Annotated in this window: 21 protein-coding genes; 18 read left to right on the forward strand and 3 right to left on the reverse strand. The window is 71.6% G+C overall.

What is annotated here, in order from left to right:
• The first annotated feature begins 118 nt into the window (after positions 1 to 118).
• The 8 genes from E5N76_RS00485 (at position 119) to E5N76_RS00515 (ending at position 10,654) form a co-directional block, all read left to right on the forward strand.
• Positions 119 to 949 (forward strand): flagellin, encoded by an 831-nt coding sequence (locus E5N76_RS00485; protein ID WP_149535336.1) that lies wholly within the window; start codon positions 119 to 121, stop codon positions 947 to 949.
• A gap of 257 nt (positions 950 to 1,206) precedes the next feature.
• Positions 1,207 to 1,590 (forward strand): flagellar biosynthesis regulator FlaF, encoded by a 384-nt coding sequence (locus E5N76_RS00490; protein WP_149535337.1) that lies wholly within the window; start codon positions 1,207 to 1,209, stop codon positions 1,588 to 1,590.
• An 8-nt stretch (positions 1,591 to 1,598) separates the two neighbouring features.
• Positions 1,599 to 3,098: a methyltransferase domain-containing protein gene (locus E5N76_RS00495; RefSeq protein WP_149535338.1), complete on the forward strand. Its 1,500-nt coding sequence runs from the start codon at positions 1,599 to 1,601 to the stop codon at positions 3,096 to 3,098.
• A 283-nt stretch (positions 3,099 to 3,381) separates the two neighbouring features.
• The gene (locus tag E5N76_RS00500; protein ID WP_187829883.1) at positions 3,382 to 5,724 is read left to right on the forward strand and encodes an O-linked N-acetylglucosamine transferase, SPINDLY family protein; all 2,343 of its coding nucleotides are present in this window, start codon (positions 3,382 to 3,384) and stop codon (positions 5,722 to 5,724) included.
• A gap of 270 nt (positions 5,725 to 5,994) precedes the next feature.
• Complete coding sequence (locus E5N76_RS00505) at positions 5,995 to 7,197, forward strand: hypothetical protein (protein WP_149535340.1); 1,203 nt, start codon at positions 5,995 to 5,997, stop codon at positions 7,195 to 7,197.
• A gap of 340 nt (positions 7,198 to 7,537) precedes the next feature.
• Positions 7,538 to 8,740, forward strand: coding sequence for an ergothioneine biosynthesis protein EgtB (gene egtB / locus E5N76_RS29270; RefSeq protein WP_187829884.1), 1,203 nt, complete (start codon positions 7,538 to 7,540; stop codon positions 8,738 to 8,740).
• Positions 8,737 to 9,696, forward strand: a complete 960-nt coding sequence (gene egtD / locus E5N76_RS29275; RefSeq protein WP_187829885.1) for an L-histidine N(alpha)-methyltransferase — start codon at positions 8,737 to 8,739, stop codon at positions 9,694 to 9,696. The genes egtB and egtD overlap by 4 nt, the downstream gene beginning before the upstream one ends.
• A 202-nt stretch (positions 9,697 to 9,898) precedes the next feature.
• Positions 9,899 to 10,654, forward strand: coding sequence for a glycerophosphodiester phosphodiesterase (locus tag E5N76_RS00515; protein ID WP_187829886.1), 756 nt, complete (start codon positions 9,899 to 9,901; stop codon positions 10,652 to 10,654).
• Positions 10,655 to 10,797: 143 nt separating this feature from the next.
• Here E5N76_RS00515 and E5N76_RS00520 read toward each other — a convergent pair whose 3' ends face one another.
• Positions 10,798 to 11,442, reverse strand: a complete 645-nt coding sequence (locus E5N76_RS00520) for a TetR/AcrR family transcriptional regulator (protein WP_149535342.1) — start codon at positions 11,440 to 11,442, stop codon at positions 10,798 to 10,800.
• 253 nt (positions 11,443 to 11,695) lie between these two features.
• On the opposite strand from E5N76_RS00520, the gene E5N76_RS00525 reads away from it, so the two are divergent.
• The 9 genes from E5N76_RS00525 (at position 11,696) to E5N76_RS00565 (ending at position 23,077) form a co-directional block, all read left to right on the forward strand.
• Positions 11,696 to 12,511: an ABC transporter ATP-binding protein gene (locus tag E5N76_RS00525; RefSeq protein ID WP_149535343.1), complete on the forward strand. Its 816-nt coding sequence runs from the start codon at positions 11,696 to 11,698 to the stop codon at positions 12,509 to 12,511.
• A complete protein-coding gene (locus E5N76_RS00530) occupies positions 12,508 to 14,463 on the forward strand; it encodes an AMP-binding protein (RefSeq protein WP_149535344.1) in 1,956 nt (651 codons plus the stop codon). The genes E5N76_RS00525 and E5N76_RS00530 overlap by 4 nt, the downstream gene beginning before the upstream one ends.
• A 5-nt stretch (positions 14,464 to 14,468) precedes the next feature.
• Positions 14,469 to 15,362, forward strand: coding sequence for a branched-chain amino acid ABC transporter permease (locus E5N76_RS00535; protein ID WP_149535345.1), 894 nt, complete (start codon positions 14,469 to 14,471; stop codon positions 15,360 to 15,362).
• Positions 15,362 to 16,429, forward strand: coding sequence for a branched-chain amino acid ABC transporter permease (locus tag E5N76_RS00540; protein ID WP_149535346.1), 1,068 nt, complete (start codon positions 15,362 to 15,364; stop codon positions 16,427 to 16,429). The genes E5N76_RS00535 and E5N76_RS00540 overlap by 1 nt, the downstream gene beginning before the upstream one ends.
• 22 nt (positions 16,430 to 16,451) lie before the next feature.
• Complete coding sequence (locus E5N76_RS00545) at positions 16,452 to 17,735, forward strand: ABC transporter substrate-binding protein (protein WP_149535347.1); 1,284 nt, start codon at positions 16,452 to 16,454, stop codon at positions 17,733 to 17,735.
• Positions 17,736 to 17,884: 149 nt separating this feature from the next.
• Positions 17,885 to 18,667 carry an ABC transporter ATP-binding protein gene (locus E5N76_RS00550; RefSeq protein WP_207791829.1) on the forward strand — a complete coding sequence of 261 codons (783 nt, stop codon included), beginning with the start codon at positions 17,885 to 17,887 and terminating at the stop codon, positions 18,665 to 18,667.
• A gap of 176 nt (positions 18,668 to 18,843) precedes the next feature.
• Positions 18,844 to 20,067 (forward strand): phenylacetate--CoA ligase family protein, encoded by a 1,224-nt coding sequence (locus E5N76_RS00555; protein ID WP_149535349.1) that lies wholly within the window; start codon positions 18,844 to 18,846, stop codon positions 20,065 to 20,067.
• On the forward strand, positions 20,067 to 21,689 hold the full coding sequence (locus E5N76_RS00560) for an acyl-CoA synthetase (RefSeq protein WP_149535350.1): 1,623 nt from the start codon (positions 20,067 to 20,069) through the stop codon (positions 21,687 to 21,689). Before E5N76_RS00555 ends, E5N76_RS00560 begins: the two co-directional genes overlap by 1 nt.
• Positions 21,690 to 21,907: 218 nt before the next feature.
• Positions 21,908 to 23,077, forward strand: a complete 1,170-nt coding sequence (locus E5N76_RS00565) for an acyl-CoA dehydrogenase family protein (RefSeq protein WP_187829887.1) — start codon at positions 21,908 to 21,910, stop codon at positions 23,075 to 23,077.
• Positions 23,078 to 23,492: 415 nt separating this feature from the next.
• Here the strand turns inward: E5N76_RS00565 and E5N76_RS00570 are convergent, their stop codons facing one another.
• Positions 23,493 to 24,083, reverse strand: a complete 591-nt coding sequence (locus E5N76_RS00570; RefSeq protein WP_235907520.1) for a DUF2585 family protein — start codon at positions 24,081 to 24,083, stop codon at positions 23,493 to 23,495.
• The gene (locus tag E5N76_RS00575; RefSeq protein WP_149535352.1) at positions 24,080 to 24,967 is read right to left on the reverse strand and encodes an S-methyl-5'-thioadenosine phosphorylase; all 888 of its coding nucleotides are present in this window, start codon (positions 24,965 to 24,967) and stop codon (positions 24,080 to 24,082) included. The genes E5N76_RS00570 and E5N76_RS00575 overlap by 4 nt, the downstream gene beginning before the upstream one ends.
• A 230-nt stretch (positions 24,968 to 25,197) precedes the next feature.
• Between E5N76_RS00575 and E5N76_RS00580 the strand changes: the two genes are divergently transcribed.
• Positions 25,198 to 26,235, forward strand: a complete 1,038-nt coding sequence (locus tag E5N76_RS00580) for a glycosyltransferase family 2 protein (RefSeq protein WP_149535353.1) — start codon at positions 25,198 to 25,200, stop codon at positions 26,233 to 26,235.
• Positions 26,236 to 26,522: the final 287 nt, after the last annotated feature.

Here is a 26,522-nt window from a genome sequence, read left to right on the forward strand (position 1 = left end):
GGCTGCGGCGCGGCGGCGTGTGATTTGGCCGCCACTTTAACCTCCCTTTCACCCCAACCCGTCAGACTTGCGGGTGGTCCCGGACGACCTGGGACCGTGCATCGGAGGAAAACCCGATATGCCCTTGAACTCGGTCAACACGAATATCGGCGCCAAGGTGGCGCTGCAGTCGCTCAACCGCACGACCACCGAATTGGAAGCCACGCAGAAGCGCATCTCCACCGGCTACCGCGTGGCCGATGCGCAGGATGACGGCGCGGCCTTCGCGGTGGCGGAGCGCGTCCGCGGCGACATCGCCGGCACCATCTCGGCGAATGAACAGCTCGGCGGCGCGAAAGGCCTGCTCGACGTCACCAACGCGGCGCTCGAGAACGTCTCCACCTCGCTGCAATCGCTGAAGACGCTGACGGTGAAGCTCGCCGACGGCACCCTCACTGATGAGCAGCGCACGCAGTATCAGGCCTCGGTGAAGGAAATCACCAACAACATCAAATCCTTCATCAACGATGCCAACTATAACGGCATGAATGTCGCGGACGGCACCAATGCGGCGGTCGATGTCATCACCAATGCCGAGGGCGACCGCTACACCATCACCGGCTTCGACGGGCTGACCAGCATCTTCAACGCCATCTCGACCTTCAATACCTACACCGCGGGCAGCGCCGCGGCGGCGCTGACGACGACCGGCGTGCTGACCAGCACGATCGCCACGACGCTGACGCAGCTCAACAATTTCGGCAGCTACTCCAACTACATCACCACCAAGATCGACTACAACAAGGCGAAGATCGACGCCCAGGAAGGCGGCCTCGGCGCCCTGGTGGACGCCGACCTGGCGAAGGAATCGGCGAAGCTGCAGGCGCTGCAGATCCGCCAGCAGCTCGGCACCCAGGCGCTGAGCATCGCCAACCAGGCGCCGCAGACCCTGTTGAACCTGTTCCGCTAGAGCGGGCCCGGTTGAGCCTCGCTCACCCGTCCCGCTCCGGCTCATCGTTGGGTCGCGTGACTCACGGTTCCGGTCGAATCGACCGCAGCCGATCACGCTCCAGGCAGGCCGCGCGACGGGCAGCGCCGCAGGCGTCCCGGCCACGGCAGCAGGCGAGGTCGGCAGGAGGCCGGCCGGTGCCCCGCCCCGCAAGGCTCCCGATCCCCGGTCGAGCCGCCGGCGGCAGGGATACCGAACCCCAGGAAGGACCGCACCGCATGTCCAATGTCATCGACACCTCCGCCTTCTTCGGCGCCGTCACTTCCGCCCAGCCCGGTTCCTCGGGCGCCGCCGCCTATCGCCGCCGCCTCTCCTCCAAGCAGATGGAGGCCGAGGTCTTCGCCCGCGCCACCCGCTCGATCCGCGAGCTGGAAGCGGGCCCCGGCCCGCTCGCCCGCGCCCGCGCCGCCGCCGACAATCGCCGCCTCTGGACCGCCGTCCACCGCGCCGTGCTGGATCCCACCAACTCCCTGCCGCCGGAGCTGCGCGCCCAGATCGCCAGCGTCGCCCTGGTGGTGATCCGGGAATGCGAGGGCGAGGCGCCGGACTTCGCCTTCATCGCCGAGATGAACGACCATTTCGCCGCGGCCCTCTGGCGCTGAGCCCCGCCATGCCGAGCGACAGCCTCACCCCGGAGCCCATGCCCGAACCCTTGGCCGGCCGCCTCGCCGGCCGCGCCCGCACCCTGCTCCGCCAGCGCCGCCCGGAAGAGGCGCTGCCGCTGCTGGACCGGCTGGAACGCCTGCCGGGCGAGGAAGCCGGCGCCGCCCTGCTGCGGGCCGAGGCGCTGCTCGGCCTGCGCCGTGCCGTGGCGGCGGAGCAGGCGGCGGACACCGCCCTCGCCTTGCTGGCCGGGCCGGCGCCGCCCGCCACCCCGCCCGCCACCCCGCCCGCCGCCGCCGCGCCCGCCCTGCTGCTCCGCGCCCATGCCCGCCAGGCCTGCGGCCGGCTGGACCAGGCGATCGACGATGCCGCCGCGGCGGTGATGGCGGTGCCGGCCGATCCCGGCGCCAAGCTCGCCCTCGGCAATATCCTCGCCGAGCGCGGCCGCTTCGACGAGGCGATCTTCTTCCTCGGCGCGGCCTTCCAGGCGCGGCCGGAGGACCCGCTGGTGCAGCTCCGCCTCGGCCATGCCTTCATGCTGGCGAAGCGGCATGAGGCGGCGGCGGAACTGCTCGGCCATTGCGTCGCCCGTCACCCGGATCTGCCGGGCGCGGCCGCGCTGGAGGCGCAGAACCGCCTGGTCGCCGGCGACCCGCCCGGCGCCATCGCCCTGGCCCGCGCGGCGCTCGCCCGCGGCCTTTCGGAAGCCGCGCTGCACAGCGTCCTCGCCCATGCGCTGATCGCCGAGGCGGATACCGCGGGCGCCGCCCGCCACCTGCAGGCCGCCGCCCGGCTGGCGCCGGAGAATCCCTACCTCGCCCATCTCGCCGCCGCCCTGGGCGGGGAGGCGGCGGTGGTGCCGGAACGCGCCGCGGACGCCTATATCCGCACCCTCTTCGACGGCTACGCCCCGCGCTTCGAGGCCTCGCTGATCGAGCTGGGCTACCGCGTGCCGGGGCTGATGCGGCGGCAGGTGGAAAGGCTGCTGCCGGCGGTGGCGGCAGGCACCGCTCGGCTCGGCCCGGCGCTTGATCTCGGCTGCGGCACCGGGCTGGTCGGCGCCGCCCTCTGCGACCTGATCGGGGAGGCGCTGACCGGCGTGGACCTCTCCCGCCGCATGCTGGACGAAGCCGCCGCCAAGGGCGTCTACAGCAGGCTGGAGGAGGCGGAGCTGGGTGCCGCCCTGGCCCGGCCCCGGCCGCCCCAGGCGCTGATCACCGCCGCCGATGTCCTCTGCTATTTCGGCAGCCTGGAGAGGCTGCTCGCCGCCTGCCGCGCCTGCCTCGCCCCGGACGGGCTGCTGCTGTTCAACGTGGAGGCGGCGCCGCCCGGCGCGCAATGGCAGCTCGGGCAGAATGGTCGCTTCCGCCACGCCCCGGACTACCTCGCCGCTGCCCTGGCCACTGCCGGGCTGGAGGTGGTGGAATGGCAGGAAGAAGCGCTGCGGCGCGAGGCGGATGGGGTGGTGGAAGGTCTGCTGGTGGCGGCCCGTGTCGCTCGCCATTGAGGCCGGCGCCGCCGAGGCCCTGAGGGTGGGCGTGGCCGCGGGCAGTGTCACCGAGGCTGATGCCGTCGAAGCCGGCGCTATGGCGGCGGGCATGGCTGCGACCGGTGTCACCGGGGCTGATGCCGCCGAGGCCGGTGCCCTGAGGGCGGGCGTGGCCGCGGCCAGTGTCGCCGGGACTGGCACCGCCGAGGCCGGCATCGCGGGGCCTGGCGCCGATGGCCCCGCCGGGCGGCTGGGGTCGCGCGCCGGGCTATCCCGGCTTCTGCCAGGTTCCGCCCAGCCCGTGGCAGGGTCCGGCCCCGCCACGGGCCGGGCAGCCGATGACCCGAAGGCGGCCGAGGCGCCGCGCTACCGCGCCGCCCTGCTCGCCCTGGCGCGCGGCACGCCCGAAGCCGCCCTGCCGCTGCTGGAAGCCGCCGAGGCGGCCGGGGAGGGGGGCGGCTATGCCGCGCTCAACCGCGGCCTGGCGCTGATGCAGCTCGGCCGGCTGGGCGAGGCCGCCGCCGCGCTGGAACGCGCCGCCACCGCCCTGCCGGGCCATCCGGAGCCGCTCTTCCGCCTCGGCACCATCGCCGGGCTGCGCGGCGAGACGGGCCGGGCGGAGGCGCTCTTCCTCGCCACGCTGAGCCGCGACCCGGCCCATGTCACCGCCCTCGCCGCCCTGGCGGCGCTGGAGGAAGCGGGCGGGCGCCATGGCGCCGCCGCCGGGCTGATCGCCCGGGCCCGCCAGGCCGATCCGGCGGAGCCGGAGCTGGAGCTTGCCGCCGCCCGCATCGCCCTGGCGCTCGGCCAGGCGGAGGCGGCCGCTGCCGGCGCCGCCGCCGTGCTGGCCCAGCGCCCCGCCCATGCCGTCGCCGCCCGCCTTTATGCGGAGGCGCTGCTGGCCCGCCTGCCGATGGAGGCAGCGCTGGCCGAGATCGCGGCGCGCGCCGCCGCCGACCCTTTCGCCGCCGGCTGGCCGCTCGCTGCCGCGAGGCTGCACGGCCTGGCTGGCCAGCCGGCCGCTGCCCTGGCCGAGTTGCAGACGGCGGAACTGCTGGCGCCGGACCAGCCGGAGATCCTCGCCCTGCTCGGCGGCGCCTTGGCCGAGGTGGGACGGCGACAGGAAGCGGAGCCGATGCTGCGCGCCGCCATCGCCGCCCGTCCCACCGATGCCGAGCTGCGCAACCGCCTGGCGACGCTCTATTGGCGGGACGGGAAGAGCGCCCGGATGCTGCGCGTGCTGGAGGACGCCGTCAGCGAATTCGGCCCTCAGCCCGCCCTGATGATGAACCGCGCCCTGGCGCTGAACGCCGTCGGCCGGCAGGAGGAGGCGCTGGCCTCCGCCGACGCGGCGGTGCCGGAGGGCGGGGTGCTGGCGCTGGTCAACCGCATCGCCGTGCTGCCCTACCATCCGCGGGAAGGGCATGCCGCGTCGCTGCTGGCGTGTGGCCGGGCGATTGCGGCGAAGCTCGGCGGCCCAGCCCCCTTGGCCGCCCCCAGGGCCGCCCCCTTGGCGACGCCGCGCCCGGCGCGGAACCGCGACCCGGGCCGGCGGCTGCGTGTCGGGCTGCTCTCCGGCGGCTTCGGCCGGCATCCGGTGGGGTGGCTGACCATCGGCGGGGTGGAGAACCTGCCGCCCGAGGAATTCGCCCTTTACGGCTACGCGCTGAAGCCGCGGGAGGACATGCTCTCCGCCCGCTTCCGCGCCTGCTGCGCCGGCTGGCGGGATGTGCAGCATGCCGGCGATGCCGAGATCGCCGCCACCATCGCCGCCGATGCCATCGACATCCTGATCGATCTCGGCGGCTATGGCGAAAGCGGCCGCATCTTCGTGCTGAACCACCGTCCCGCGCCGGTGCAGGTGAAATGGGTGGGGGCGCAATTCTCCACCACCGGCCTGCCCTGCGTCGATTGGATGCTGACCGATCGCTGGGAGACGCCGGAAGGCTTCGAGCGCTTCTACTCCGAACGGTTGCTCCGCCTGCCGGATGGCTATGTCTGCTACGCCCCGCCGCCCTATGCGCCGGCGGTGACGCCCTTGCCGGCAGCCAGCGGGCAGGGGGTGACCTTCGGCTGCTTCAACAACCTGGCCAAGGTGACGCCGGCGGTGCTGCGCTGCTGGGCGCGCATCCTGGCGGCGCTGCCGGAGGCGCGGCTGGAATTGCGCACCCATGTGCTGGGCGATGCCGCGGCGCGGGAGGCGCTGTTCGCCCGCATGGCGGAAGCCGGGCTGCCGCCGGACCGCGTGCGGGCGGCGGGCGGCGTGCCGCATCGCGAGCTGCTCGCCGCCTATGGCGGCATCGACATCGCCCTGGACCCTTTCCCCTATACCGGCGGGCTGACGGCCTGCGAGGCGCTGTGGATGGGCGTGCCGGTGCTGACCCTGGTGGGGGACAGCTTCGCCGGCCGGCATGCCTTCAGCCACCTCTCCAATATCGGCCTGGAAGGCTGGGCGGCCTTTTCCGAGGAGGACTACGTGGCCCTGGCCATCGCCCGGGCGCGGGATGTGGCGGCGCTGGCGGCCCTGCGGGCGGGGCTGCGGGGGAAGGTGGCGGCCTCGCCGCTGGCGGATGCGCCGCGCTTCGGGCGCAGCCTGGGGCAGGGGCTGCGACGGGCCTGGGGAGAGTATTGCGCAAAGGGGTGATCGGGACTCGGCGCCGTTGGCGCAGTACCGCCAACCCCACCAGGGCACTGCCGTCGGACACGCCCCGCCGGGACCCCGCTAAGTCGGCCGGTTCAAAGACTCGGGCCGGGGCCAGGTCCTGGCCCCGGCGAGGTTGGCGGCACCGCCGCCAAGGAGGCAGCGCCCTCTGCCGGGGGCTGGCGGGCGGAGCCCTCCAAAAATGCCCGGCGCAATGCAACACTCTTCCCGCTCCCGGCCTTCCCCATCAAAGGCGTGGGAGGAGAAGCCCGGGTGGCAGGCGGCGCTTGGTCCGGCATGCGGGCCGATGGAGGGGAAGGCCGGGACGCCCTGCCGCGGCCCTTCCCATCCGCCTGCCGCGGCTGCGGTACGCCGATCCGGGCCGGGCTGCTCGATCTCGGCCTTCAGCCCCTTGCCACCGCCCCGCTGCCGGCCGCCGTCGCGGCCGGGCCTGTCGCCACCATCGGCCTGGAACTCCTGCAATGCGAGGCCTGCGGCCTGCTGCAGCCGGCGCATCGCCACGGCCTGCCCGCCGCCCCCGTCCCGGTCACGGAACGCGGCCTCGCCACGCTGATCTCCCGGCTGCAGCTCCATCCCAGCCTGCCGGTGACGGTGCTGGAGGAGGCCGGGCCGGGCTGGCTGCCCATGTTGCGCCGCTTCGGCTTCGACCCCAGCCTCGCCCCTTCCGGCGCCGCCGCGGCCCTGGCCTGGCGGGAGGCGCACCCGCCCCCCGTGCTGCTCCTCGCCGGGGAGGTTTTCGGCCAGCTTGCCTCCCGCCCGGACAGCCTGCGGGCGATCCGTGAGCTGCTGGCCCCCGGCGGCATCGCGGTGCTGGACCTGCCCGACCTGCTCGCCCTGGTGCAGGGGCTGCGCTTCGACCTGATGGAGCCGGAGCCGGAGGCCTGGCCCTCCCTGCTCGTCGCCGAATTGCTGCTCTACCGCCTTGGCCTGACCGTGTTCGGCCTGCAGCGCGGCTCGGGAAGGCTGCGGCTGCTGGCCTGCCACCAGGAGGATCGCGGCAAGCCGGAGGGGCCGGAAGTCGCGGCGCGGCGGGAGGCGGAGCGGGAGGCCGGCTTCGACTCCGGCCAGGCTTTCGCCGGCTTCGCGGCCGCGGCGCGGGAAGCCCGGGCGGCGCTGTTCGAGCTGCTGCTGGGAATGCGGCGGGAAGGACGGCTGGCGCTCGGCCTTGGCGCGGGGCCGGCGGCAGTGCGGCTGCTGGCGGCCGGCGGCATCGGGTCGGATTTGCTGCCGGCCATCCTGCAGCCCGGCCTGGCCGGGCCGGGGCAGGTGCTGCCCGGCAGCCGGGTGCCGCTGCTGCCCCTGGAGATGCTGGCCGAGGCCAGCCCCGACCTGGTGGTGGTGCTGGATGGCCGCCCCGCGGCGGAGGCGCGGGCGGCGCTCTGCGGTGGCGCGGCGCCAGGGGTGCGCCTGGCCCTGCCGCTGCCCCGGCTGCGCATCCTGCCGCTGGGGGGCTGAGCCTGATCGGGCGGACGCAGGTTGGGGGCTTCGTCTCCAAGCCTCGGCCGGCAATCGTCGCGGGCAGTGCCCGCAGCCCTGCATCTCCGCCGGGGCCGGGACCTGGCTCCGACCCCCGTCTGAAGCTTGTGTCTGAAGCTTGTGTCTGAGGCTTGGGCCGATGCTTCGACCGGCCCGGCCCGGCCCTCCATCCCGGGGCTTGGCATTTGCCGCGGCGCGCCGATTTTCCTCTCGACCGGTCGGGCCCGCCGTAACCTCCGCAGGTCGCGCGCCGTAGGCTGCAACCACCGGCACTGACCGGCTTTGCAGGCCAAACAATTCAGAAGGGGACAGGCCAGGCATGCAATGGAACGACCCAGCCGGGGCCGCCCCGGGCCCGGCCCTGGCCGCGCGCTACGCCTCGGTCCGCGACCGCACCGAGGCGCTGGCCGCGCCGCTTTCACCAGAGGATCAATGTATTCAGTCCATGCCGGATGCCAGCCCGGCGAAATGGCACCGGGCCCATACCACCTGGTTCTTCGAGACCTTCCTGCTGCTGCCCTACCTGCCAGGCCACCGGCGGCTGAAGGAGGATTACGCCTTCCTGTTCAACTCCTATTACGAGGCGGCCGGCCCCCGCCACGCCCGGCCGAAGCGGGGCATGCTGACCCGGCCCTCGGCCGCCGAGGTGGGCGAGTACCGCGCCCATGTGGATGCCGCCATGGCGCGGCTGCTGGCCGACCCGCCGGCGGAGGCCGTGCCGCTGGTGGAGCTCGGCCTGCAGCATGAGGAGCAGCACCAGGAGCTGCTGCTGACCGACATCCTGCACGCCCTGGCCCAGAACCCGCTGCGCCCGGCCTATGACCCCGCATGGCGGGAGCCGGCCGCGCCTTCCGGCCCGGCCCGGTTCCTGGTCGGCGCCGAGGGGCTGGTGGAGATCGGCCATGCCGGCCCTGGCTTCGCCTTCGACAGCGAGACCCCGCGGCATCGATGTTGGCTGGAGGGCTACCGCATCGCCGACCGGCTGGTGAGCAATGGCGAATGGCTCGCCTTCATGGAGGATGGCGGCTACCGCACCCCGACCCTCTGGATGAGCGCCGGCTGGGCCACCGCCAGCGCCGAGGGCTGGGAGGCGCCGCTCTATTGGGAGCGGCGCGACGGCGAGTGGCGGCAATTCACCCTGGGCGGGCTGCGCCCCGTCGACCCCGCCGCGCCGGTCCGCCACATCTCCTGGTATGAGGCGGAGGCCTATGCCCGCTGGGCCGGAAGCCGCCTGCCGACCGAGGCGGAATGGGAAGCGGCTGCGGTGCTGCCGGGCTTCGCCGCCGCCACCGGGATCGCCTGGCAATGGACCGGCAGCGCCTATCGCCCCTATCCCGGCTTCCGCCCCTGGGAGGGCGCGGTCGGCGAGTACAACGGCAAATTCATGGCGCAGCAGATGGTGCTGCGCGGCGGCTCCCTGGCGACGCCGCCCGGCCATGCCCGGCTGCCCTACCGCAATTTCTTCCCCCCTGAATCACGCTGGCAATTCAGCACGCTGCGCCTGGCGGAGGATCTGGCATGAGCACCGCCCTGGCCCGTGACGCCGCCGCCGCCCAGCGTGGCGCCCTGCTGGCCGATGCCCTGGCCGGGCTCTCCGCCCCGCGCAAGACCCTGCCCTGCAAATGGCTCTACGACGCCGAGGGGGCGCGGCTCTTCGAGGCCATCACCCGCCTGCCGGAATACTACCCGACCCGGACGGAGATGCAGATCCTGGCGGAGAGCGGCGCCGAGATGTCCCGCGCCATCGGCCCCGATGCGGCGGTGGTGGAATTCGGCCCGGGCGACGGGGTGAAGGCGGTGCAATTGCTGCGCGCCCTGGAACGGCCGGTGGCTTACCTGCCGGTGGACATCGCGCCGGAATGGCTGGAGGCGGCCGCCGCCCGCGTGGCCGCCGCCTTCCCCGGCCTGCCGGTGCGGCCGGTGGTGGCGGATTTCACCCGGGCCTTCGCGCTTGCCGGAAGGGCAGAGGGCAGCGCCACCCATCTCGGCTTCTTCCCCGGTTCCACCATCGGCAATTTCACCCCGGAGGAGGCGGTGACCTTCCTGCGGCGGGCCCGGGCGAGCCTGGGGGAGGGGGCGCTGATGCTGCTCGGCGCCGATCTGGTGAAGGAGAAATCGGTGCTGGAGGCGGCCTATGACGATGCCGCCGGGGTGACCGCCGCCTTCAACCTGAACCTTCTGGCCCGGCTGAACCGGGAGGCGGGGGCGGATTTCGCGCTGGACGGCTTCCGCCACCGCGCGGTGTGGAACCCGGCGGCGGAGCGGGTGGAGATGCACCTGGCTTCCCGGCGGGCGCAGAGCGTGCGGCTGGGCGGGCGGGTGTTCCGCTTCGCCGCGGGCGAGACCATCCATACCGAGAACAGCCACAAATACCGGCCGGAGCGGCTGCGCGAACTGGCGGCCGCCGGCGGCTGGCGGGAGAAGGCGATGTGGACGGATGCGGCGGGGCTGTTCTCCGTCTGGCTGCTGGCGGCGTGACGGGGCCGGCGGGGCGCCCCGGGGGCACGACCGCCTGAGCCGGGCGCGGCCGCGCAGCGGGTGACGCGGCCGGCCGGCGGGCCGGGGCGTGATGCGGGGCCGAAGCGGGGGCATCATGGCCCGGGGCGCCGCCGCGGCGTGCCGCTGCGGTGCGCCCGGGCCGGGGCATCCCGACCCCGCCGCCATCCGTTATAGGGACGCCATGCCCCAGACCCAGATCGCCAGCCATCGCGGCGGCGCCTTCCTCTGGCCGGAAAACAGCCTGCTGGCCTTCCGCCAGGCCCTGGCCCTGCCGGCCGAGCAGCTTGAGCTCGACGTGCATCTTTCGGCCGATGGCGTGCCGATGGTGCACCACGACGCGCTGCTGGACCGCACCACGGACCACCATGGCCGGCTGCATGCGCTGGACCGCGCGGCGCTGCGCCAGGTGCGGGTGAAGGGCACGGGGGGCGAAAGCCTGCCGAGCCTGGAGCAGGTGGTGGCGCTGCTGCGCGCCACCGACCGGGTGCTGCGGCTGGAGATCAAGCCGGATGCCGAGGGCCGGCCCTATCCCGGTGTGGTGCCCGCCTGCCTGCCGGTGCTGGACGCCGCCCTGCTGCGCCCGCGCACCGTGTTGATGAGCTTCCAGCCCCAGACCGTGGCGGAGGCCGCCGACGCCGGCGGCTTCGCCGGTCTGGTGCTGCTGATCGAGGCGCGGCCCTGGCGCGGCATGGGCGCGGCGGGCGCCATCGCCCTGGCGCGGCGCTGCGGCGCCACCGAGATCGGCCTGCCGATCGGCGAACTGGACGGGGTGGCGATGCGGGAATTCCGCGAGGCGGGGCTGGGCGTCGGCGCCTGGGCGGCGAATGACCGGGAGACGATCTGCGCCGGCTTTGCCCTGGGCCTGGACGTCATCGCCACCGATGACCCGGTGCTGGCGCTGCGCCTGCGGGAGGAGGTGGCGGAGGCGACGGGGTAGGGCTGGGGGCGCTGCCCCCGTTGGCGGCAGTGCCGCCAACCCCCGCCGGGGCCAGGATCTGGCGCCGCACCCCGGTGTGAGTTTCGGGCCCGCGCGTTGAGCCGTCAGGCTCGCCCCGGCCGGGATGGGCCAGCCCGTGGGCGCTACGCCTGGCCCAGCGTTGCCGGCAGGACCGTGGTGTCGCACTCGAACGCCGCGGCGGACACCCCGTTCAAGGCCAGCTCCAGATGCTGCGCCACGATCTCCTCAGGGCTCAGCCTGCCGCCGGGCCGGTACCAAGTGCATACGCCCGTCAGCATCGCCAGCAGCGCATAGGCGGCGATGCGCGTATCCGCCACCTGCAGCTTCCCCGCCCGCGCGCCTTCTTCCAGCAGCCCGATCAGCCGGTTCTCATAGGCGCGGCGCATGGCGAGGATGGGCTCGGCATTGGCCTTCTCCAGCGCCCGCAACTCGAAGTTGGCGATATAGACCTCCTGCTTCCGCTCCAGATGGTAGAGCACGTGCTGGGCGAGGAAGGCGCGGAGCTGCGCCATGGGCTCGGCCGGCGCCGCGGCCAGGGCCGCTTCCATGGCCGAGAGCAGGTCCTGCATATGCTCCTGCATCAGCTCGAAGAGCAGGCCCTGCTTGGTCTGGATATGGTTGTAGAGGGAGCCGGGCTGGATGCCGACCTCGGCCGCCAGCTCCCGCAGATTCATGGCGGCGAAGCCCTGGCGGTGGATCAGCCGGATGGCGGCCTGGCGGATGGCCTCCGCCGTGCGCTCGCCATTCGATCCGGTGATCCGTGCCATGGTCGCTCCGCAAAGCGCGATCGCTGGAGGTGGCCTCACCGGAGGCGTGAATCGCGCACCCAAACGAATGCCTGGAGCGCGGCCGGCAGGCCTTGGCGAACCGGCCGCGCTCCAGGCGGGAAACTGGCCGTGCTTGGTGCTTGCGGTCAACCGGAAAACAAACGTATGTTCGTTTAGCCGTGATGGCCGGAAAGGCCGCGCGGAAGGGGAGGGAAGGTGCAGGTCCGAGCGCCGCATGCCGACAATCCACGCCATGGCTGAGACCGCGCCCATCCTGGAAGCGCGGAACGTTTCCTTGCGCTTCGGCGGGGTGCGGGCGCTGACGGAGGTCTCCTTCGCCATCCGCCAGGGCGAGGTCTTCTCCATCATCGGCCCGAACGGCGCCGGCAAGACCTCCATGGTCAATTGCATCTCCGGCCGCTACCGCCCGACCGAGGGCGGCATCTGGTTCGACGGCAGCGAGATCACCCGGGTGCCGGTGCGCAGGCGCGCCGCCCTAGGGATTGGCCGGACGTTTCAGAACCTGGCGCTGTTCGGCCATATGAGCGTGCTCGACAACATCATGGTCGGCCGCCATCACCTGCTGCGGCGCGGCTTCCTGCCCGGCATGGTCTGGTGGCTGGGCGGCGCGCAGCGCGAGGAGATCGCGCATCGGCGCGAGGTCGAGGAGATCATCGACTTCCTCGAAATCCAGCATGTGCGGAAGGCCCCCGCCGGCACGCTGAGCTACGGGCTGCGCAAGCGGGTGGAGCTGGCCCGCGCCGTCGCGCTGCGCCCCAAGCTGATCCTGCTGGACGAGCCGATGGCCGGGATGAACCTCGAGGAAAAGGAGGACATGGCCCGCTTCATCCTCGACCTGAACGAGGAATGGGGCATGACCGTGCTGATGATCGAGCACGACATGGGCGTGGTGATGGACATCTCCCACCGCGTCATGGTGCTGGATTTCGGCCGCAAGATCGCCGAGGGGGCGCCGGATGCCGTCCTGGCGGACCCGCATGTGAAGCGCGCCTATCTGGGCGAGGCCGATGAGGTGGTGCGCGACGTGGATGAGCCGGTGACGGCATGACCCGGTCCGATGGTCGCAGCGCCGAAGGGCGCGGAGAGCTGAATCGGACCGGCAATGCTGCGCCCGACACCCTGCCGAAGTTGCTGCGGCGCAACGCCGCCGAGCATGGCGCGGAGATCGCCTATCGCGAGAAGGAATACGGCATCTGGCGCAGCCTCACCTGGGCCGAGGCGGAGGCGCGGACGCGGGCTATTGCGCTCGGGCTGCGCGGACTTGGCCTCGGCGCCGGCGATGTGGTGGGGCTGATCGGCGACAACCGGCCGGACTGGGTGATGGGCGAGATCGCGGCGCATGCCATCCGCGCCCGCAGCCTCGGCATCTACCGCGACGCGCTGGAGGAGGAGGTAGCCTATCTCCTCAGCTTCAGCGGCACGAAGGCGGTGATCGCCGAGGATGAGGAGCAGGTGGACAAGCTGCTGGCGATGGGCGAGCGCGCCCCGTCCCTGTCCCACATCATCTATTGCGACCCGCGCGGCATGCGCAAGCACGAGGACCCCCGCCTGCTGCCGCTGAGCGAGCTGCTGGCCCGCGGCGAGGCGGCGCAGGCGGCCGAGCCCGGCGCCTGGGCGACGATGGTGGCGGCGACGCGGGGCGAGGAGGTGGCGATCCTCTGCACCACCTCCGGCACCACGGCGCGGCCGAAGCTCGCCATGCTGACCGGCGGCGCGCTGATCCGGCATTGCGAGGCCTATCTGCTTGCCGACCCCAAGAGCGCGGCGGATGAATATGTCTCCGTCCTGCCGCTGCCCTGGATCATGGAGCAGATCTACGTCCTCGGCTGGGGCCTCATCGCCCGGATGAAGGTGAACTTCGTCGAGGAGCCGGAGACGATGATGGCCGATTTCCGCGAGATCGGCCCGAGCTTCGTGCTGTTTGCCCCGCGCGTCTGGGAGGCGATCGCCGCCGAGGTGCGCGCCAGGGTGATGGATGCCAGCCCGCTGAAGCGCCGCCTCTATGACCTCGGCATGCAGTGGGGGCTGGCGGCGCTGGAGAAGGGGCAGCGCTCCGCCCGCGCCGATGCGCTGCTGTTCCGCGCGCTGCGCGACCGGCTCGGCTTCACCAATCTCCGCTCCGCGGCCACTGGTGGCGCGGCGCTGGGGCCGGACACCTTCCGCTTCTTCCAGGCCATGGGCGTGCCGCTGCGGCAGATCTACGGCCAGACCGAGACGCTCGGCGCCTACACCGTGCATCGCGCCGATGACGTGAACCAGGACACGGTCGGCGTCGCCTTCACGGACGAGATCGAGACCCGCATCGACAACCCGGACCAGAACGGCCTCGGAGAGATCGTCACCCGCCACCCCAACATGTTCAGCGGCTATTTCGGCGTGTCGGAGACCGGCGACCTGCGCGATGGCTGGCTGCATACCGGCGATGCCGGCTATTTCGATGCGCGCGGCCATCTGGTGGTGATCGACCGCATCAAGGACATCGCCACCACCAGCGGCGGCGACCGCTTCAGCCCGCAATACATCGAGAACAAGCTGAAATTCAGCCCTTACGTCGCGGAAGCCGTGGTGCTGGGCGATGGCCGCCCGCACCTCGCCGCCATGCTCTGCATCCGCTTCCCCATCGTCAGCAAATGGGCGGAGCGCAACCGCATCGCCTTCACCACCTACACCGATCTTTCGGCGCGGGAGCAGGTGCTGGCCCTGCTGCGGGCGGAGGTGGAGAAGGTGAACGCCTCCCTGCCGCCCCCCCAGCGCATCCGCGACTTCCTGCTGCTGTACAAGGAGCTGGACGCGGATGACGAGGAGCTGACCCGCACCCGCAAGATCCGTCGCGGCGTCATCAACGCCAAGTACGGCGACATCATCGAGGCGATCTATCGCGGCGAGTCCGCCATCCCGGTGGACACCACCATCGCCTTCCAGGACGGCACGAAGCAGCGCATCCGGACCACGCTGCGGGTGGTCTCGCTGCGCGAACCCATGGCGATGGCGGCGGAGTAGATCGGATGGACAGCGCCCTGCTGCTGCAGCTCACCCTCAACGGCCTGATCGTCGGCGCCCTCTACGGCGTGGTCGCGATGAGCTTCGTGCTGATCTACAAGGCCAGCCAGGTGGTAAACTTCGCCCAAGGGGAGTTCCTGCTGGTCGGCGCCTGGGTCTGCTGGTGGCTGCTGACCGACTGGCAGCTTCCCTTCTGGCTCGGCTTCCTCGTCACCCTCGCCTTCATGACCGCCTTCGGCATGATCCTGCAGGTGGTGGTGCTGCGGCCACTGATCGGGGAGCCGGTGATCAGCGTCATCATGGCGACGATCGGCCTCGGCATCTTCTTCCAGGCGCTGATGAAGTGGATTTTTGGAGTTTTCGCCAAGCCCTTTCCGCCGATCTTCCATGCGGAGCAGGTGAGCGTCCTCGGGCTGCAGGTGCAGAGCGTCTATCTGCTCAGCCTCGGCATCTCCCTCCTCATCATGCTGGGCTTCGCCTGGTTCTTCACCCTGTCCAAGCACGGCCTCGCCATGCGGGCCACGGCCTTCGACCAGCAGGTCGCGCAATCGCTCGGCATTTCCGTCCCGCGTGTCTTCGCCATGTCCTGGGCGATTTCCGCCATGGTCTCGGCGCTGGCCGGCGTGGTGGTGGGGGTGGTGAACGGCGTCTCCTCCGCGCTCTCCTTCTACGGCATCAAGGTCTTCCCGGCGGTCATCCTCGGCGGGCTGGACAGCGTGGTGGGGGCGGTGCTGGGCGGCCTCATCGTCGGGCTGCTGGAGAATTGGGCGCAGTATCTCGACGCCAATTGGCTGAACTGGGGCAACATGTATGGCGTCGCGCCCTTCTACGCCCTCATCCTCATCCTGCTGATCAAGCCCTACGGGTTGTTCGGCACAAAAAATATCGAGCGCGTCTGATGGCCACGCTGACGCCCGCGGGGGATTTCCGTACCTCCTACCGTGCCGACATGACCATCTTCCCGACGCGGGGCAGCCGCCTCGCGCTCTGGCTCGGCCTGGCGCTGGTGGCGGCCGCGCCGCTTGCCCTCGGCCGCTATGAGCTCGGCCTGCTGATCAATATCGGCATCATGGGCATCGCCGCCTTGGGGCTGAACATCCTGGTCGGCTTCACCGGACAGATCAGCATCGGCCATGCCGCCTTCTTCGGCTTCGGCGCCTTCGCCAGCGCCTATGCGCATGAGGCCTGGCACATCCCCGTGGCTCTCTGCATTCCGTTGGCGGGCATCGCCACCGCGCTCATCGGCCTGGTCTTCGGCGCCCCGGCGGCACGGCTGAAGGGCCTCTACCTCGCCATCGCGACGCTCGCCGCGCAATTCATCCTGGAGGATTTCTTCGCCCGGGCGCAGTGGTTCACCGGCGGCGTCGCCGGCCGCATCACCGAGCCCTTCGCCCTCTTCGGCTGGGTCGCGGACCGCGAGGAGAGTTTTCTTTATGTCGTCCTCGCCTGGATCATCCTCATGTATCTCGGCGCCGCCAATTTGCTGCGCACGCGGGATGGCCGCGCGCTGATCGCCGTGCGAGACCACTACCTCAGCGCCGAGATGATGGGCATCAACCTCGCCTATTACCGCACCCTCTCCTTCGGCATTGCCAGCTTCTATGCTGGCATCGCCGGCGCCCTCTACGCCCACTACCTGCTCTTCGTCAGCGTCGAGGCGTTCAACATCCTCTTCTCCATCCAATTCCTCGGCATGGTCATCATCGGCGGCCTCGGCAGCGTGATGGGCAGTCTGATGGGTGCCGCCTTCATGGTGCTGCTGCCGGAGGTGGTGCAGGCCGGCGCCGATGCGCTGGCCGGTGGCGCCATCGACCGTGCGCTGAAGCTCGGCGCCTCCATCTCCTTTCTGCGGGAAATGGCGGTCGGCGCCGCCATCATCCTCTTCCTGATCTTCGAGCCGGACGGCCTCGCCCATCGCTGGCGGTTGATCAAGGCGTATTGGAAGCTCTATCCGTTCTCGCACTGAAACACCCCGGAGGAACCTAAGAATGTCGCTGCGTCGCATCCTCTACGGCCTGGCCGCCATGGCGGGCCTCGCGCTGCCGGCGGCGGCGCAGCCCATCCCGATGGGCCATCTCATGGATCTCTCCGGCGCCACCAGCGATGTCGGCACGCCCTTCGCCCAGGGCGTCAACGACACCTTCGCCTGGGTGAACCGCACCCGCAACGGCATCTCCGGCCGGCAGGTGAATGTCCTGGCTTTCGATTACGGCTACCAGGCGCCGCGCTCCGTCAGCCAGTACCAGGCCTGGAGCCGCGACCGCGTCGTCGGCATCATGGGCTGGGGCACGGCGGATACGGAAGCGCTGGTGCGCTTCGTGACGCGCGACCGCATCCCCTATGTGTCCGGCTCCTATTCCGCCGCGCTGACCGATGCCGCCGGCAAGTCCGGCCGCCCGGGCGTCGAGGCCACCGGCTACAATTTCTTCTACGGCCCATCCTATTCGGATGCGCTGCGCGCCATGCTGCAATGGGCCGCCGAGGACTGGAAGGCGAAGGGCCGCCCCGGCCGGCCGAAATACGTCCATATGGGCGGCAACCACCCCTATCCGAACTCGCCCAAGGCGGCCGGCGAGGCGCTGGCCGCCGAGCTGGGCTTCGAGGTGCTGCCGGCCATCGTCTTCGCCCTGACGCCGGGCGACTACACCGCGCAATGCCTGACCTTGAAGAATCAGGGCGCCAATTACGCCTATCTCGGCAACACCGCCGGCTCCAACATCTCCGTTCTGCGCGCCTGCCAGACGGCGGGCGTCGATGTGCAGTTCCTCGGCAATGTCTGGGGCATGGATGAGAATGCCATGAAGGCCGCCGGCGCCGCGGCGAATGGCGTGGTCTTCCCCGTGCGTACCGCCGCCGTCTGGGGCGCGAACGCGCCTGGCATGACGCTGGCGCAGGCGATCAGCCGCATCTCGGACAGCGCCGGCACCGCCTATCGCCCCGTGCACTACCTCGCCGGCATCTGCTCCGCCATGCTGATGGTGGAGGCGATGCAGACCGCCTCCGAAGGCGGGCAGATCACCGGCGAGCGCATCCGCAACGGCTTCTACGCCCGGAAGGACTGGGTGCCGCAGGGCTTCGACGGGCTCTGCTCCCCCTCCAACTTCACCGCGGAGGATCATCGTGGCCAGCTCAGCGTCGCGCTCTACCGCGCCCGCGTCACCGGCGACACCAGCCAGGGCAGCGTCACCGAGCTGATGCAGGCCGGCACGATGAAGCTGGAGCCGGTGACGACCATTACCCTGCCGCGCCGGCCGGACTGGCTCGGCTGGTGAGTGCGACCGAAGGCGCGTCCGATGGCTGGAGGGCCGAAGGGCCCGGAAGCCTGAATCGGCCGCGCCAGACATTGGAAAACGCGTCCGATGACCGGAGGAGCGATAGCCCCGAAGGTCTGCATCGGCCGCACGCGGGCGTCGGCCCGCCACTGCTTGAGGTGAAGAACATCGAGGTCGTCTACAACGACGTCATCCTGGTGCTGCGCGGCCTGTCGCTCGCCGTGCCGCAGGGCAAGATCGTCGCCCTGCTCGGCGCCAATGGCGCCGGCAAGTCCACCACGCTGAAAGCGATCTCCGGCCTCCTCAAGACCGAGGAAGGCGAGGTGACGCGCGGCGAGATCACCTTCGACGGCGAACGCATCGACGGCATCGACCCGCACCTCATCGTCCGCCGCGGCATCTTCCAGGTGATGGAGGGACGGCGGATCATCGCCGACATGACCTGCCTGGAGAATCTCCGCCTCGGCGCCTTCATCCGCCGCGACGCCGAGGTCAGGCGCGACATCGAGATGGTCTATGAGTATTTCCCACGGCTGAAGGAACGCACCGGCCTCGCCGGCTATCTCTCGGGCGGGGAGCAGCAGATGCTGGCGATCGGCCGCGCGCTGATGGCGCGGCCGAAGCTGATCCTGATGGACGAGCCCTCCATGGGCCTTTCGCCGCTGCTGGTGAAGGAGGTGTTCGGCATCATCCGCCGCCTCAACGAGGAACTCGGCATTACCATCCTGCTGGTGGAGCAGAATGCGCGCATGGCGCTCTCCGTGGCCTCCCATGCCTATGTGATGGAGCAGGGGAAGGTGGTGCTGGACGGCAGCGCGGCGGCGCTGGCGGAGAATGAGGATGTGAAGGAATTCTATCTCGGCGGGCACGGGACGGAGCGGAAGAGCTTCCGGAATTTAAAGAGCTATAAGCGGCGAAAGAGGTGGCTGTGATTGGGGAAGGGCTCTGCCCTTCCCCAAACCCCAACCCGCAAAGGGCCGAAAGGCCCTTTGAACCCTTGAGTCTGCTGTTCGAACCGTCGCGCCCAAACTCATGGTTTCCAAAGGCCCTTCGGCCTTTGGCGGGGTGAGCCCGAGAGGGGCAGAGCCCCTCTCGGAGGGAGGCTGTCATGGGTGAGTATTTCGACGCCCTGGAAACCCGTAGCGCCGACGAGCGCGACTCCGCCCTGGCCGCCGCGCTGCCGCGCCAGGTCGCGCATGCCAAGGCCCATGCCCCGCACTATGCACGCCTGCTGGCGGATGCCGATCCGACCACGCCGCTCGCCATGCTGCCGGTCACCCACAAATCCGCCCTCATCGCCCAGCAGGCCGAGCAGCCCCCCTTCGGCGGCGTCGTCGCCGCGCCCTTCGCCTCGCTCGCCCGCGTCTTCGCCTCCCCCGGCCCGCTGCACGAACCGGAAGGCGTCACGCCAGATTACTGGCGCTATGCCCGCGCCCTCTTCGCCACCGGCCTCCGCGCCGGAGAGCTGCTGCACAATTGCTTCGCCTATCACTTCACCCCCGCCGGCAGCATGCTGGAAGGCGGCGCCCGCGCCCTCGGCTGTCCCGTCTTCCCCGCCGGCACCGGCAACACGGAAGCCCAGGCCCGCGCCGCCGCCCAGCTTCGCCCGCGCTGCTACAGCGGCACGCCGGATTTCCTGAAGACCATCCTGGAAAAGGGCGAGGAGCTCGGCCTCGACCTCGCCTCCCTCAAGCTCGGCCATGTCACCGGCGGCGCCTACCTGCCCAGCCTCCGGGAATGGTACGCCGCCCGCGGCCTCACCGTCCTGCAAAGCTACGGCACCGCCGATCTCGGCCTCATCGCCTATGAGAGCGAGGCGCGCGAGGGCCTCATCCTCGACGAAGGAATCATCGTCGAGATCGTCCGTCCTGGCACCGGCGAGCCTTTGCCGGATGGCGAGGTGGGGGAGGTGCTCGTCACCACCCTCAACCCCGTCCATCCGCTGATCCGCTTCGCCACCGGCGACCTCTCCGCCATCCTGCCCGGCGTCTCGCCCTGCGGCCGCACCAACCGCCGCATCCGCGGCTGGATGGGCCGCGCCGACCAGGCGGCCAAGGTCCGCGGCATGTTCGTCCGCCCGGAACAGGTGGCGGAGCTGCTGCGCGCCGTCCCCGGCATCGCCAAGGCCCGCCTCGTCATCGCCCTGGAGGGCGAGCGCGACAGCATGACCCTCCGCGCCGAAACCGCCATGGCGGATGAGGCGCTGGTGGAACGCCTCGGCATCGCCCTGCAATCCGCCACCCGGCTCCGCGGGGTGGTGGAGCTGGTGCCGCCCGGCAGCCTGCCGAATGACGGCAAGGTCATCGACGACACCCGCCCGGTCTCCGCCTGATGCTGCCCCCCGGCGATACCTATGACGCGGTCCGCGCCGCCTTCCGCTGGCAGATCCCGCCGCGCTTCAACATCGGCGTGGCCTGCTGCGACGCCTGGGCGGATGGCAGCAACCGCCTCGCTTTGCTGCATCTCCGCACGGATGGCCGGACCGAGCATCTCAGCTTCGATGCGCTGAAAGCGGCCTCCAACCGCCTGGCCAATGCGCTCCGCGCCCAGGGCATCGCCCGCGGCGACCGCATCGGCGTGCTTCTGCCGCAGGTGCCGGAAGCCGCGATTGCGCATCTCGCCGCCTACAAGCTCGGCGCCATCGCCGTGCCGCTCTTCCAGCTCTTCGGCGAGGATGCGCTGGAATACCGGCTGCGGGATTGCGGCGCCGCGGCGCTCGTCACCGATGCTGTCGGCCTCGCCAAGCTGGCCGCCATCCGCGCCCGCCTGCCGGCGCTGCGCCGCATCCTTTCCGCCGATGGCGCGGCGGAGGGCGCGCTGGACCTGCACGATCAGATGGCCCGCGCCAGCGATGCCTTCACGCCCGTGGACACCACCGCCGACGACCTGGCGCTCATCATCTATACCTCCGGCACCACCGGCGCGCCGAAGGGCGCGCTGCATGCGCATCGCGTGCTGCTCGGCCACCTGCCCGGGGTGGAGATGCCGCAGGAGCTGTTTCCGAAGCCCGGCGACCTCTTCTGGACCCCCGCCGACTGGGCCTGGATCGGCGGGTTGCTGGATGTGCTGCTGCCCAGCCTCTTCCATGGCGTGCCGGTGCTCGCCCATCGCATGGCGAAATTCGACCCCGATTTCGCCTTCCACCTGATGGCGGCGCAGGGCGTGCGCAACGCCTTCCTGCCGCCCACCGCGCTGAAGCTGCTGCGCGGCGCCCGCCCCGCGCCAGGGCTGCGCCTCCGCAGCCTCGGCAGCGGCGGGGAGACGCTGGGGGCGGAGCTGCTGGACTGGGGGCGGGCGACCTTCGGCTGCGCCATCAACGAATTCTACGGCCAGACGGAATGCAACCTGGTCGTCAGCAATTGCTCCTCGCTGATGCCCATCCGTCCCGGCTGCATGGGCCGCCCCGTGCCGGGGCATGCGGTGGCGGTGCTGGACGCCGCCGGCCACCCCCTGCCGCCGGGCGAGGCCGGCACCATCGCCATCCGCCGCCCGGACCCGGTGATGTTCCTCGGCTACTGGAACAACGAGGCAGCCACCGCGGCGAAGTTCATCGGCGACTGGCTCCTCACCGGCGACCAGGCGGTGCAGGAGGAGGACGGGTATCTCCGCTTCCTCGGCCGCGACGATGATGTGATCACCTCTGCCGGCTACCGCATCGGCCCGGGCGAGATCGAGGATTGCCTGGCGGCCCACCCTGCCGTGGCGATGGCGGCCGTGATCGGCCTGCCGGATGCGCTGCGGACCGAGATCGTCACGGCGGTCATCGTGCCGAGGCCCGGCGTCACGGCCGATGCCGGCCTGGCGGCCGAATTGCAGGCGCATGTGCGGCAGCGCGTCGCCGCCCATGCCTATCCGCGACGGGTGGAATTCGTGGAGGCGCTGCCCCTGACCGCCACGGGCAAGATCATGCGGGGGGCGCTGCGGCGGCGCTTTTCAGGGGGCGCTGCCCCCTGAAACCCCCGCCGGGGACCGGACCGGTCCCCGGACCCCGGTCTGAGTCTGGACCCGACGGTTCAACCTGCCGACTCAGGGCGGGGTCCGGGGGGAAGCCTTCCCCCCGGCGGAGGTGCAGGAGGCAGCGCCTCCTGCCGGGGGTCCCCGGGGGCGGAGCCCCCGGATTCGCGCCGCCCGCCAATCGGTGCAGAATGCGGAAAACCACGGGAGGACGCAGCATGGCCGAGACGGAGTCATCTTCCCTGCTGGCCGCTGCCAGGCGCCTTTCCCCCCTGGCCCGCGCCGCCGCGCCCGAGGCCGAGCGCCTCCGCCGCTGCCCGCCCGCCTTGGCCGCGGCCCTGACCGAAGCCGGGCTTTTCCAGCTTTACCTCCCCCGCGCCCTGGGCGGCCCCGAACTCGCCCCGCTCGAGGCCTTCGAGGTGGTGGAGGAGATTTCCCGCGCCGATGGCTCGGTCGGCTGGTGCCTGATGCTCGCCGCGGCCATGTCCATGAATGTCGCCCGCCTGCCGCTGGAGGCCGGGCGCGAACTGGCCGGCACGCCCGCCGATTACCGCGCCGCCGGCTCCGCCCGCTCCGGCGGCCGCGCCGTGCCGGTGCCGGGTGGCTTCCGCGTCACCGGCCGCTGGAATTTCGCCAGCGGCATCGACCATGCGCGCTGGCTCTACGCCACCTGCACGGAGATGGCAGGCGACAAGCCCCGCCTGACCGCCGCCGGCAAGCCGCAGCTTCGCGCCTTCTGGATTCCGAAGGCGCAGGTCACGGTGATCGACACCTGGCAGGTGATGGGCATGCGCGGCACCGGCAGCCAGGATTTCGCGGTGGAGGATGTCTTCGTCCCGGCGCATCTCAGCGCCCCGTCGGATGCGCCGCCGGCGCTGCCGGGGCCGCTCTACCATCCGCGCGCCTGGCAATGCGTCACCTGGACCGTCTCCGCCGCCAATGCCCTCGGCATCGCCCGTGGCGCCATCGAGGCGCTGATGGAGCTGGCCAACAGCGAGGCCTCCACCATGAACACCCAGCTCCTGCGCGACCGACCGGCGGTGCAGGCGCGGCTGGGGGAGGCGGAGGCGATCGTGCAGGCGGCGCGCGCCTATGTCTTTGCCGCCATCGGCCGGCTCTGGGCGGTGGTGAGCGCCGGGCAGGACCCGGGCGATGCCGAGATCGCCCAGGCGCGGCTCGCCATCACCCATGCCATGCATGAGTCGGTGCGGGCGGTGGATAGGCTGTTCCACGCCGCCGGCACCAACGCCATCTATGCCAGCCTGCCGCTGGAGCGCGCCTTCCGCGACCTGCATGTGGTGGTGCAGCACGGCGCCGCGCTGCCGCAGTATTTCGAGAGTGCGGGCAAGGTGCTGCTCGGCCTCCGGCCCAGCGATCCGGGGTGGTAGGGCGTCCGGGCGTGGCGCTGCCTGAACCGGCTCGCCACTGGCGCGATTCAGTCGCGCCATTCGGCGGGGCATGGCGTGGCGCTTCCGCCTGCCGCGCCTGCGCAGCGCGGATGGTGGGCGTGATGCCGGATGCGCCGGCCCGCCGCCCGCCCGCGTCAGTCGCGCTGTTCGGTGGGGCATGGCGTGGCGCTTCCGCCTGCCGCGCCTGCGCAGCGCGGATGGTGGGCGTGATGCCGGATGCGCCGGCCCGCCGCCCGCCCGCGTCAGTCGCGCTGTTCGGTGGGTACGGCGCGGGCGCTCGCGCTTTCTGCCCCCGCCTGCCGTGCCCGCGCAGCGCGGGTGGCGGGCACGGTGCCGGGCGCGCCGGCCGGCCGTCCGGCCGCATCAGCCGCGCCGTTCAACGGGCACTCGCGCCTTACGCCCCCTTCTGCCACTCCAGCACGGCGCGGATCGGCCAGAGCAGCAGCAGCACGTTCAGCGTCAGATTGTCGCGGATCGCCGCCAGGGCCAGCAGCTCCAGCCCCAGGCCCAGCGCCACCGCGGCCCAGACCGGCAGCCGCGCCGCCAGGGCAAAGCCCAGCAGGGTGAAGAGCATGTCGAAGACGGAGTTCAGCACGCTGTCGCCCGTATAGCCCTGGGCCATGGTCGCCGTGCGGTAGCGCTCGATGACCCAGGGGCTGTTCTCCAGCACTTCCCAGGCGATCTCCACGCCGAGGGCGATCAGCGCTCTGGCGCCGAGGGAAAGCCGCGGCGCCAGCCAGGCCAGCGCGGCGTAGAAGAGCAGCCCATGGACGATGTGGGAGGGCGTGTACCAATCCGCGATGTGCTGGGAATTCTCCGGCCCCAGCGCATCGCCTTCCCACAGCTTCACCGTGCCGCAGCGGCAGATGGCCGGCCGCCCCATCGCCCGTTCCAGCCGCGCTGCGGCGCCCAGCAGCAGCAGGCCGAAGAAGAGGTAGCGCAGCCGGTGCCGCAGGACGGCCGCGGGGCCTCGCCAGCGCCTCACGCCGCGCGCAGCACCCGGCCGGCCACCGCATCCAGCTTGTGCAGCAGCGCCGGGTCGCGCTGCGCCGGCGCGGTGATGATGGCGTGGTCCAGCGCCCGGTCGCAGCCGGCGGGGCAGGGGCCGCGCGGCCTGCCGAGCGCCGGCACCACCGCCTTCACCAGCGCCTTCGCCTTGTCGGCATTGCCGAGCAGCACCTTCACCACCTGGTCCACCGTCACATGGTCATGGTCCGGGTGCCAGCAATCGAAATCCGTCACCATGGCGACCGTCGCGTAGCAAAGCTCCGCCTCCCGGGCGAGCTTCGCCTCCGGCATGTTGGTCATGCCGATGACGCTGCAGCCCCATTGCCGGTACAGCTCGCTCTCCGCCTTGGTGGAGAATTGCGGCCCTTCCATCACCAGATAGGTCCCGCCCCGCGTCACCGGCAGGCCGAGCTCCTTCGCCGCCCCCTCCAGCGCATCGCCGAGGCGCGGGCAGACCGGGTGCGCCACCGAGACATGCGCGACGCAGCCGGTGCCGAAGAAGCTCTTCTCCCGGGCGAAGGTGCGGTCGATGAACTGGTCCACGATGACGAAATGCCCCGGCGGCAGGTCCTCCCGCAGCGAGCCGACGGCGGAGAGGGAGAGGATTTCGGTGACGCCGGCGCGCTTCAGCGCGTCGATATTGGCGCGGTAGTTCAGGGCGGAGGGGGGCGTCGGGTGGCCGCGGCCATGGCGCGGCAGGAAGACGCAGCGCACCCCGGCAAGCCGGCCGAACAGCAGCTCGTCCGAGGGCTCGCCCCAGGGGGTGAAGACGCGGCGCCATTCCCGGTCCTCGAGGCCGTCGATGTCGTAGAGGCCGGAGCCGCCGATCAGGCCGATGACGGGTTCGATAAGCTCTGGCATGGCATGCTCCTGCGCAGGGTCGGCGGGCTTCCAGAGCAGCAGCCGGGCGGATGGGCCACGACGTGGTCCGTCTGCTCGGATATAAGCTGCTCTGGACGTTATATTTTCTAGAGCAAGAAAGCCGATCGGGCGATTCCGCGTGATCGGCCATTGCTCTAGAACGAATCCCCGCCGGGCGGAAACCGCCAGGGCCGGAATTCGGGTGACCGGCGCAACCGGAGGGGGTGCGGGTGCCGCCTGTCAGCGTGCTGATGACGAGTTGGAACGGCGCCGCCAGCATCGGCGCCAGCATCGCCAGCATCCTCGGCCAGAGTTTTTCCGGGTTCGAGCTGGTGGTGGTGGATGACGGGTCCACCGATGGCACGGCGGAAATCCTGGCGGGGATCGGCGATCCAAGGCTGCGCGTGCTGCGCCCGGGGTGGAATCTCGGCATCGTCGGGGCGCGGAATTACGGCTTCGCCGCCTGCCGGGGGGAGTACCTGGCGGTGCTGGACCATGACGACCTGGCGCATCCCGAGCGCCTGGCGCAGCAGGTGGCGGCGCTGGCGGCGCGGCCGGAGATGGCGTTCCTCGGCACCGGGGTCGCGATCGAGCAGTCGGGGCGGCGGCGCGGGACGGACCATCCGCCGGGGCTGACGCCCCTGCGGCTGCGCTGGGGGCTGCTGGTGGACAACCCCTTCACCTGGTCCTCGATGATGTTCCGCATGGCGGCGCTGCGGCGCCTGCCGGTCTTCCTGCGGCCGGAGGCGGAATATGCGGATGATTTCGACCTCTATCACCGGCTGCTGGCGGTGGGGGAGCCGGGGCGGCTGGAGGCGGTGCTGACCACCTATCGCTGGCACCAGGCGAACACCACCCATGCCGCTGCGGCCCTGCTGACGGCGCGGGCGGAGGCGGTGCTGGCCACGGCCTATCGGCCCTTCCTGGGGGAGGGGGCGGAGGCCGCGGCGAAGCTGGCGGTACGCCATCTCTCCGACCGGCAGCCAGTGCGGGAGGCGGCGGTGCTGCCGGCGCTGGGGGAGGTGCTGCGGCGGCTGCTCGCCGGCTTCTCCGCCGGGCTGGCGCCGGCCGAACGGGCGGTGGTGGCGGCCGATGCGGGGCGGTTGTGGTGGCGGGTGGCGCGGGCGGCGGCGCGGTCCGGCCAGCCTTGGCTGCTGCGCCACTGGCGGGCGGAGCCGGGGCTGGCGGCGGGGTTTCGGCCGGGGGTGGGGGATGTGGCGGCCTCGGCCGCCATCGGCCTGCTGCGGGCAGCGCGGCGCCTGGCCTGACCAGCCGCGGCCCTGGCGGCGGCCGCGCGAGGCAGGGGATGCCGGGACCTGGGAGGGCCGGGATGGGCCCGTCGAGGCCCCGCCTGACCGCAGCGCGCAGGCGCTGCACAGCGCCTTCGGCACCATCGAAGGCGACCTGCGCGAAGGCCGTGAGACTGTTTTCCGGTCAAGGACGAAGCCGCCCGAGGCGCGGTGCCGCTGCGTGGCGGCCTTCACCTGAAAACGGTCTCGTGGCTCGGGTCTGGGGTGCGCTCGACGGTGTCGAGCGCGCCTTTGCGCGCCCGGGC

Origin of the sequence: Siccirubricoccus phaeus, from assembly GCF_008360935.1 — a bacterium.
Lineage (GTDB): Bacteria > Pseudomonadota > Alphaproteobacteria > Acetobacterales > Acetobacteraceae > Siccirubricoccus > Siccirubricoccus phaeus.

Coding starts and splice junctions, on each gene's coding strand:
- E5N76_RS00485 (WP_149535336.1), top strand. CDS start 119: ATGCCCTTGAACTCGGTCAACACGAATATCGGCGCCAAGGTGGCGCTG.
- E5N76_RS00490 (WP_149535337.1), top strand. CDS start 1,207: ATGTCCAATGTCATCGACACCTCCGCCTTCTTCGGCGCCGTCACTTCC.
- E5N76_RS00495 (WP_149535338.1), top strand. CDS start 1,599: ATGCCGAGCGACAGCCTCACCCCGGAGCCCATGCCCGAACCCTTGGCC.
- egtB (WP_187829884.1), top strand. CDS start 7,538: ATGCAATGGAACGACCCAGCCGGGGCCGCCCCGGGCCCGGCCCTGGCC.
- egtD (WP_187829885.1), top strand. CDS start 8,737: ATGAGCACCGCCCTGGCCCGTGACGCCGCCGCCGCCCAGCGTGGCGCC.
- E5N76_RS00515 (WP_187829886.1), top strand. CDS start 9,899: ATGCCCCAGACCCAGATCGCCAGCCATCGCGGCGGCGCCTTCCTCTGG.
- E5N76_RS00520 (WP_149535342.1), bottom strand. CDS start 11,442: ATGGCACGGATCACCGGATCGAATGGCGAGCGCACGGCGGAGGCCATC.
- E5N76_RS00525 (WP_149535343.1), top strand. CDS start 11,696: ATGGCTGAGACCGCGCCCATCCTGGAAGCGCGGAACGTTTCCTTGCGC.
- E5N76_RS00530 (WP_149535344.1), top strand. CDS start 12,508: ATGACCCGGTCCGATGGTCGCAGCGCCGAAGGGCGCGGAGAGCTGAAT.
- E5N76_RS00535 (WP_149535345.1), top strand. CDS start 14,469: ATGGACAGCGCCCTGCTGCTGCAGCTCACCCTCAACGGCCTGATCGTC.
- E5N76_RS00540 (WP_149535346.1), top strand. CDS start 15,362: ATGGCCACGCTGACGCCCGCGGGGGATTTCCGTACCTCCTACCGTGCC.
- E5N76_RS00545 (WP_149535347.1), top strand. CDS start 16,452: ATGTCGCTGCGTCGCATCCTCTACGGCCTGGCCGCCATGGCGGGCCTC.
- E5N76_RS00555 (WP_149535349.1), top strand. CDS start 18,844: ATGGGTGAGTATTTCGACGCCCTGGAAACCCGTAGCGCCGACGAGCGC.
- E5N76_RS00560 (WP_149535350.1), top strand. CDS start 20,067: ATGCTGCCCCCCGGCGATACCTATGACGCGGTCCGCGCCGCCTTCCGC.
- E5N76_RS00565 (WP_187829887.1), top strand. CDS start 21,908: ATGGCCGAGACGGAGTCATCTTCCCTGCTGGCCGCTGCCAGGCGCCTT.
- E5N76_RS00575 (WP_149535352.1), bottom strand. CDS start 24,967: ATGCCAGAGCTTATCGAACCCGTCATCGGCCTGATCGGCGGCTCCGGC.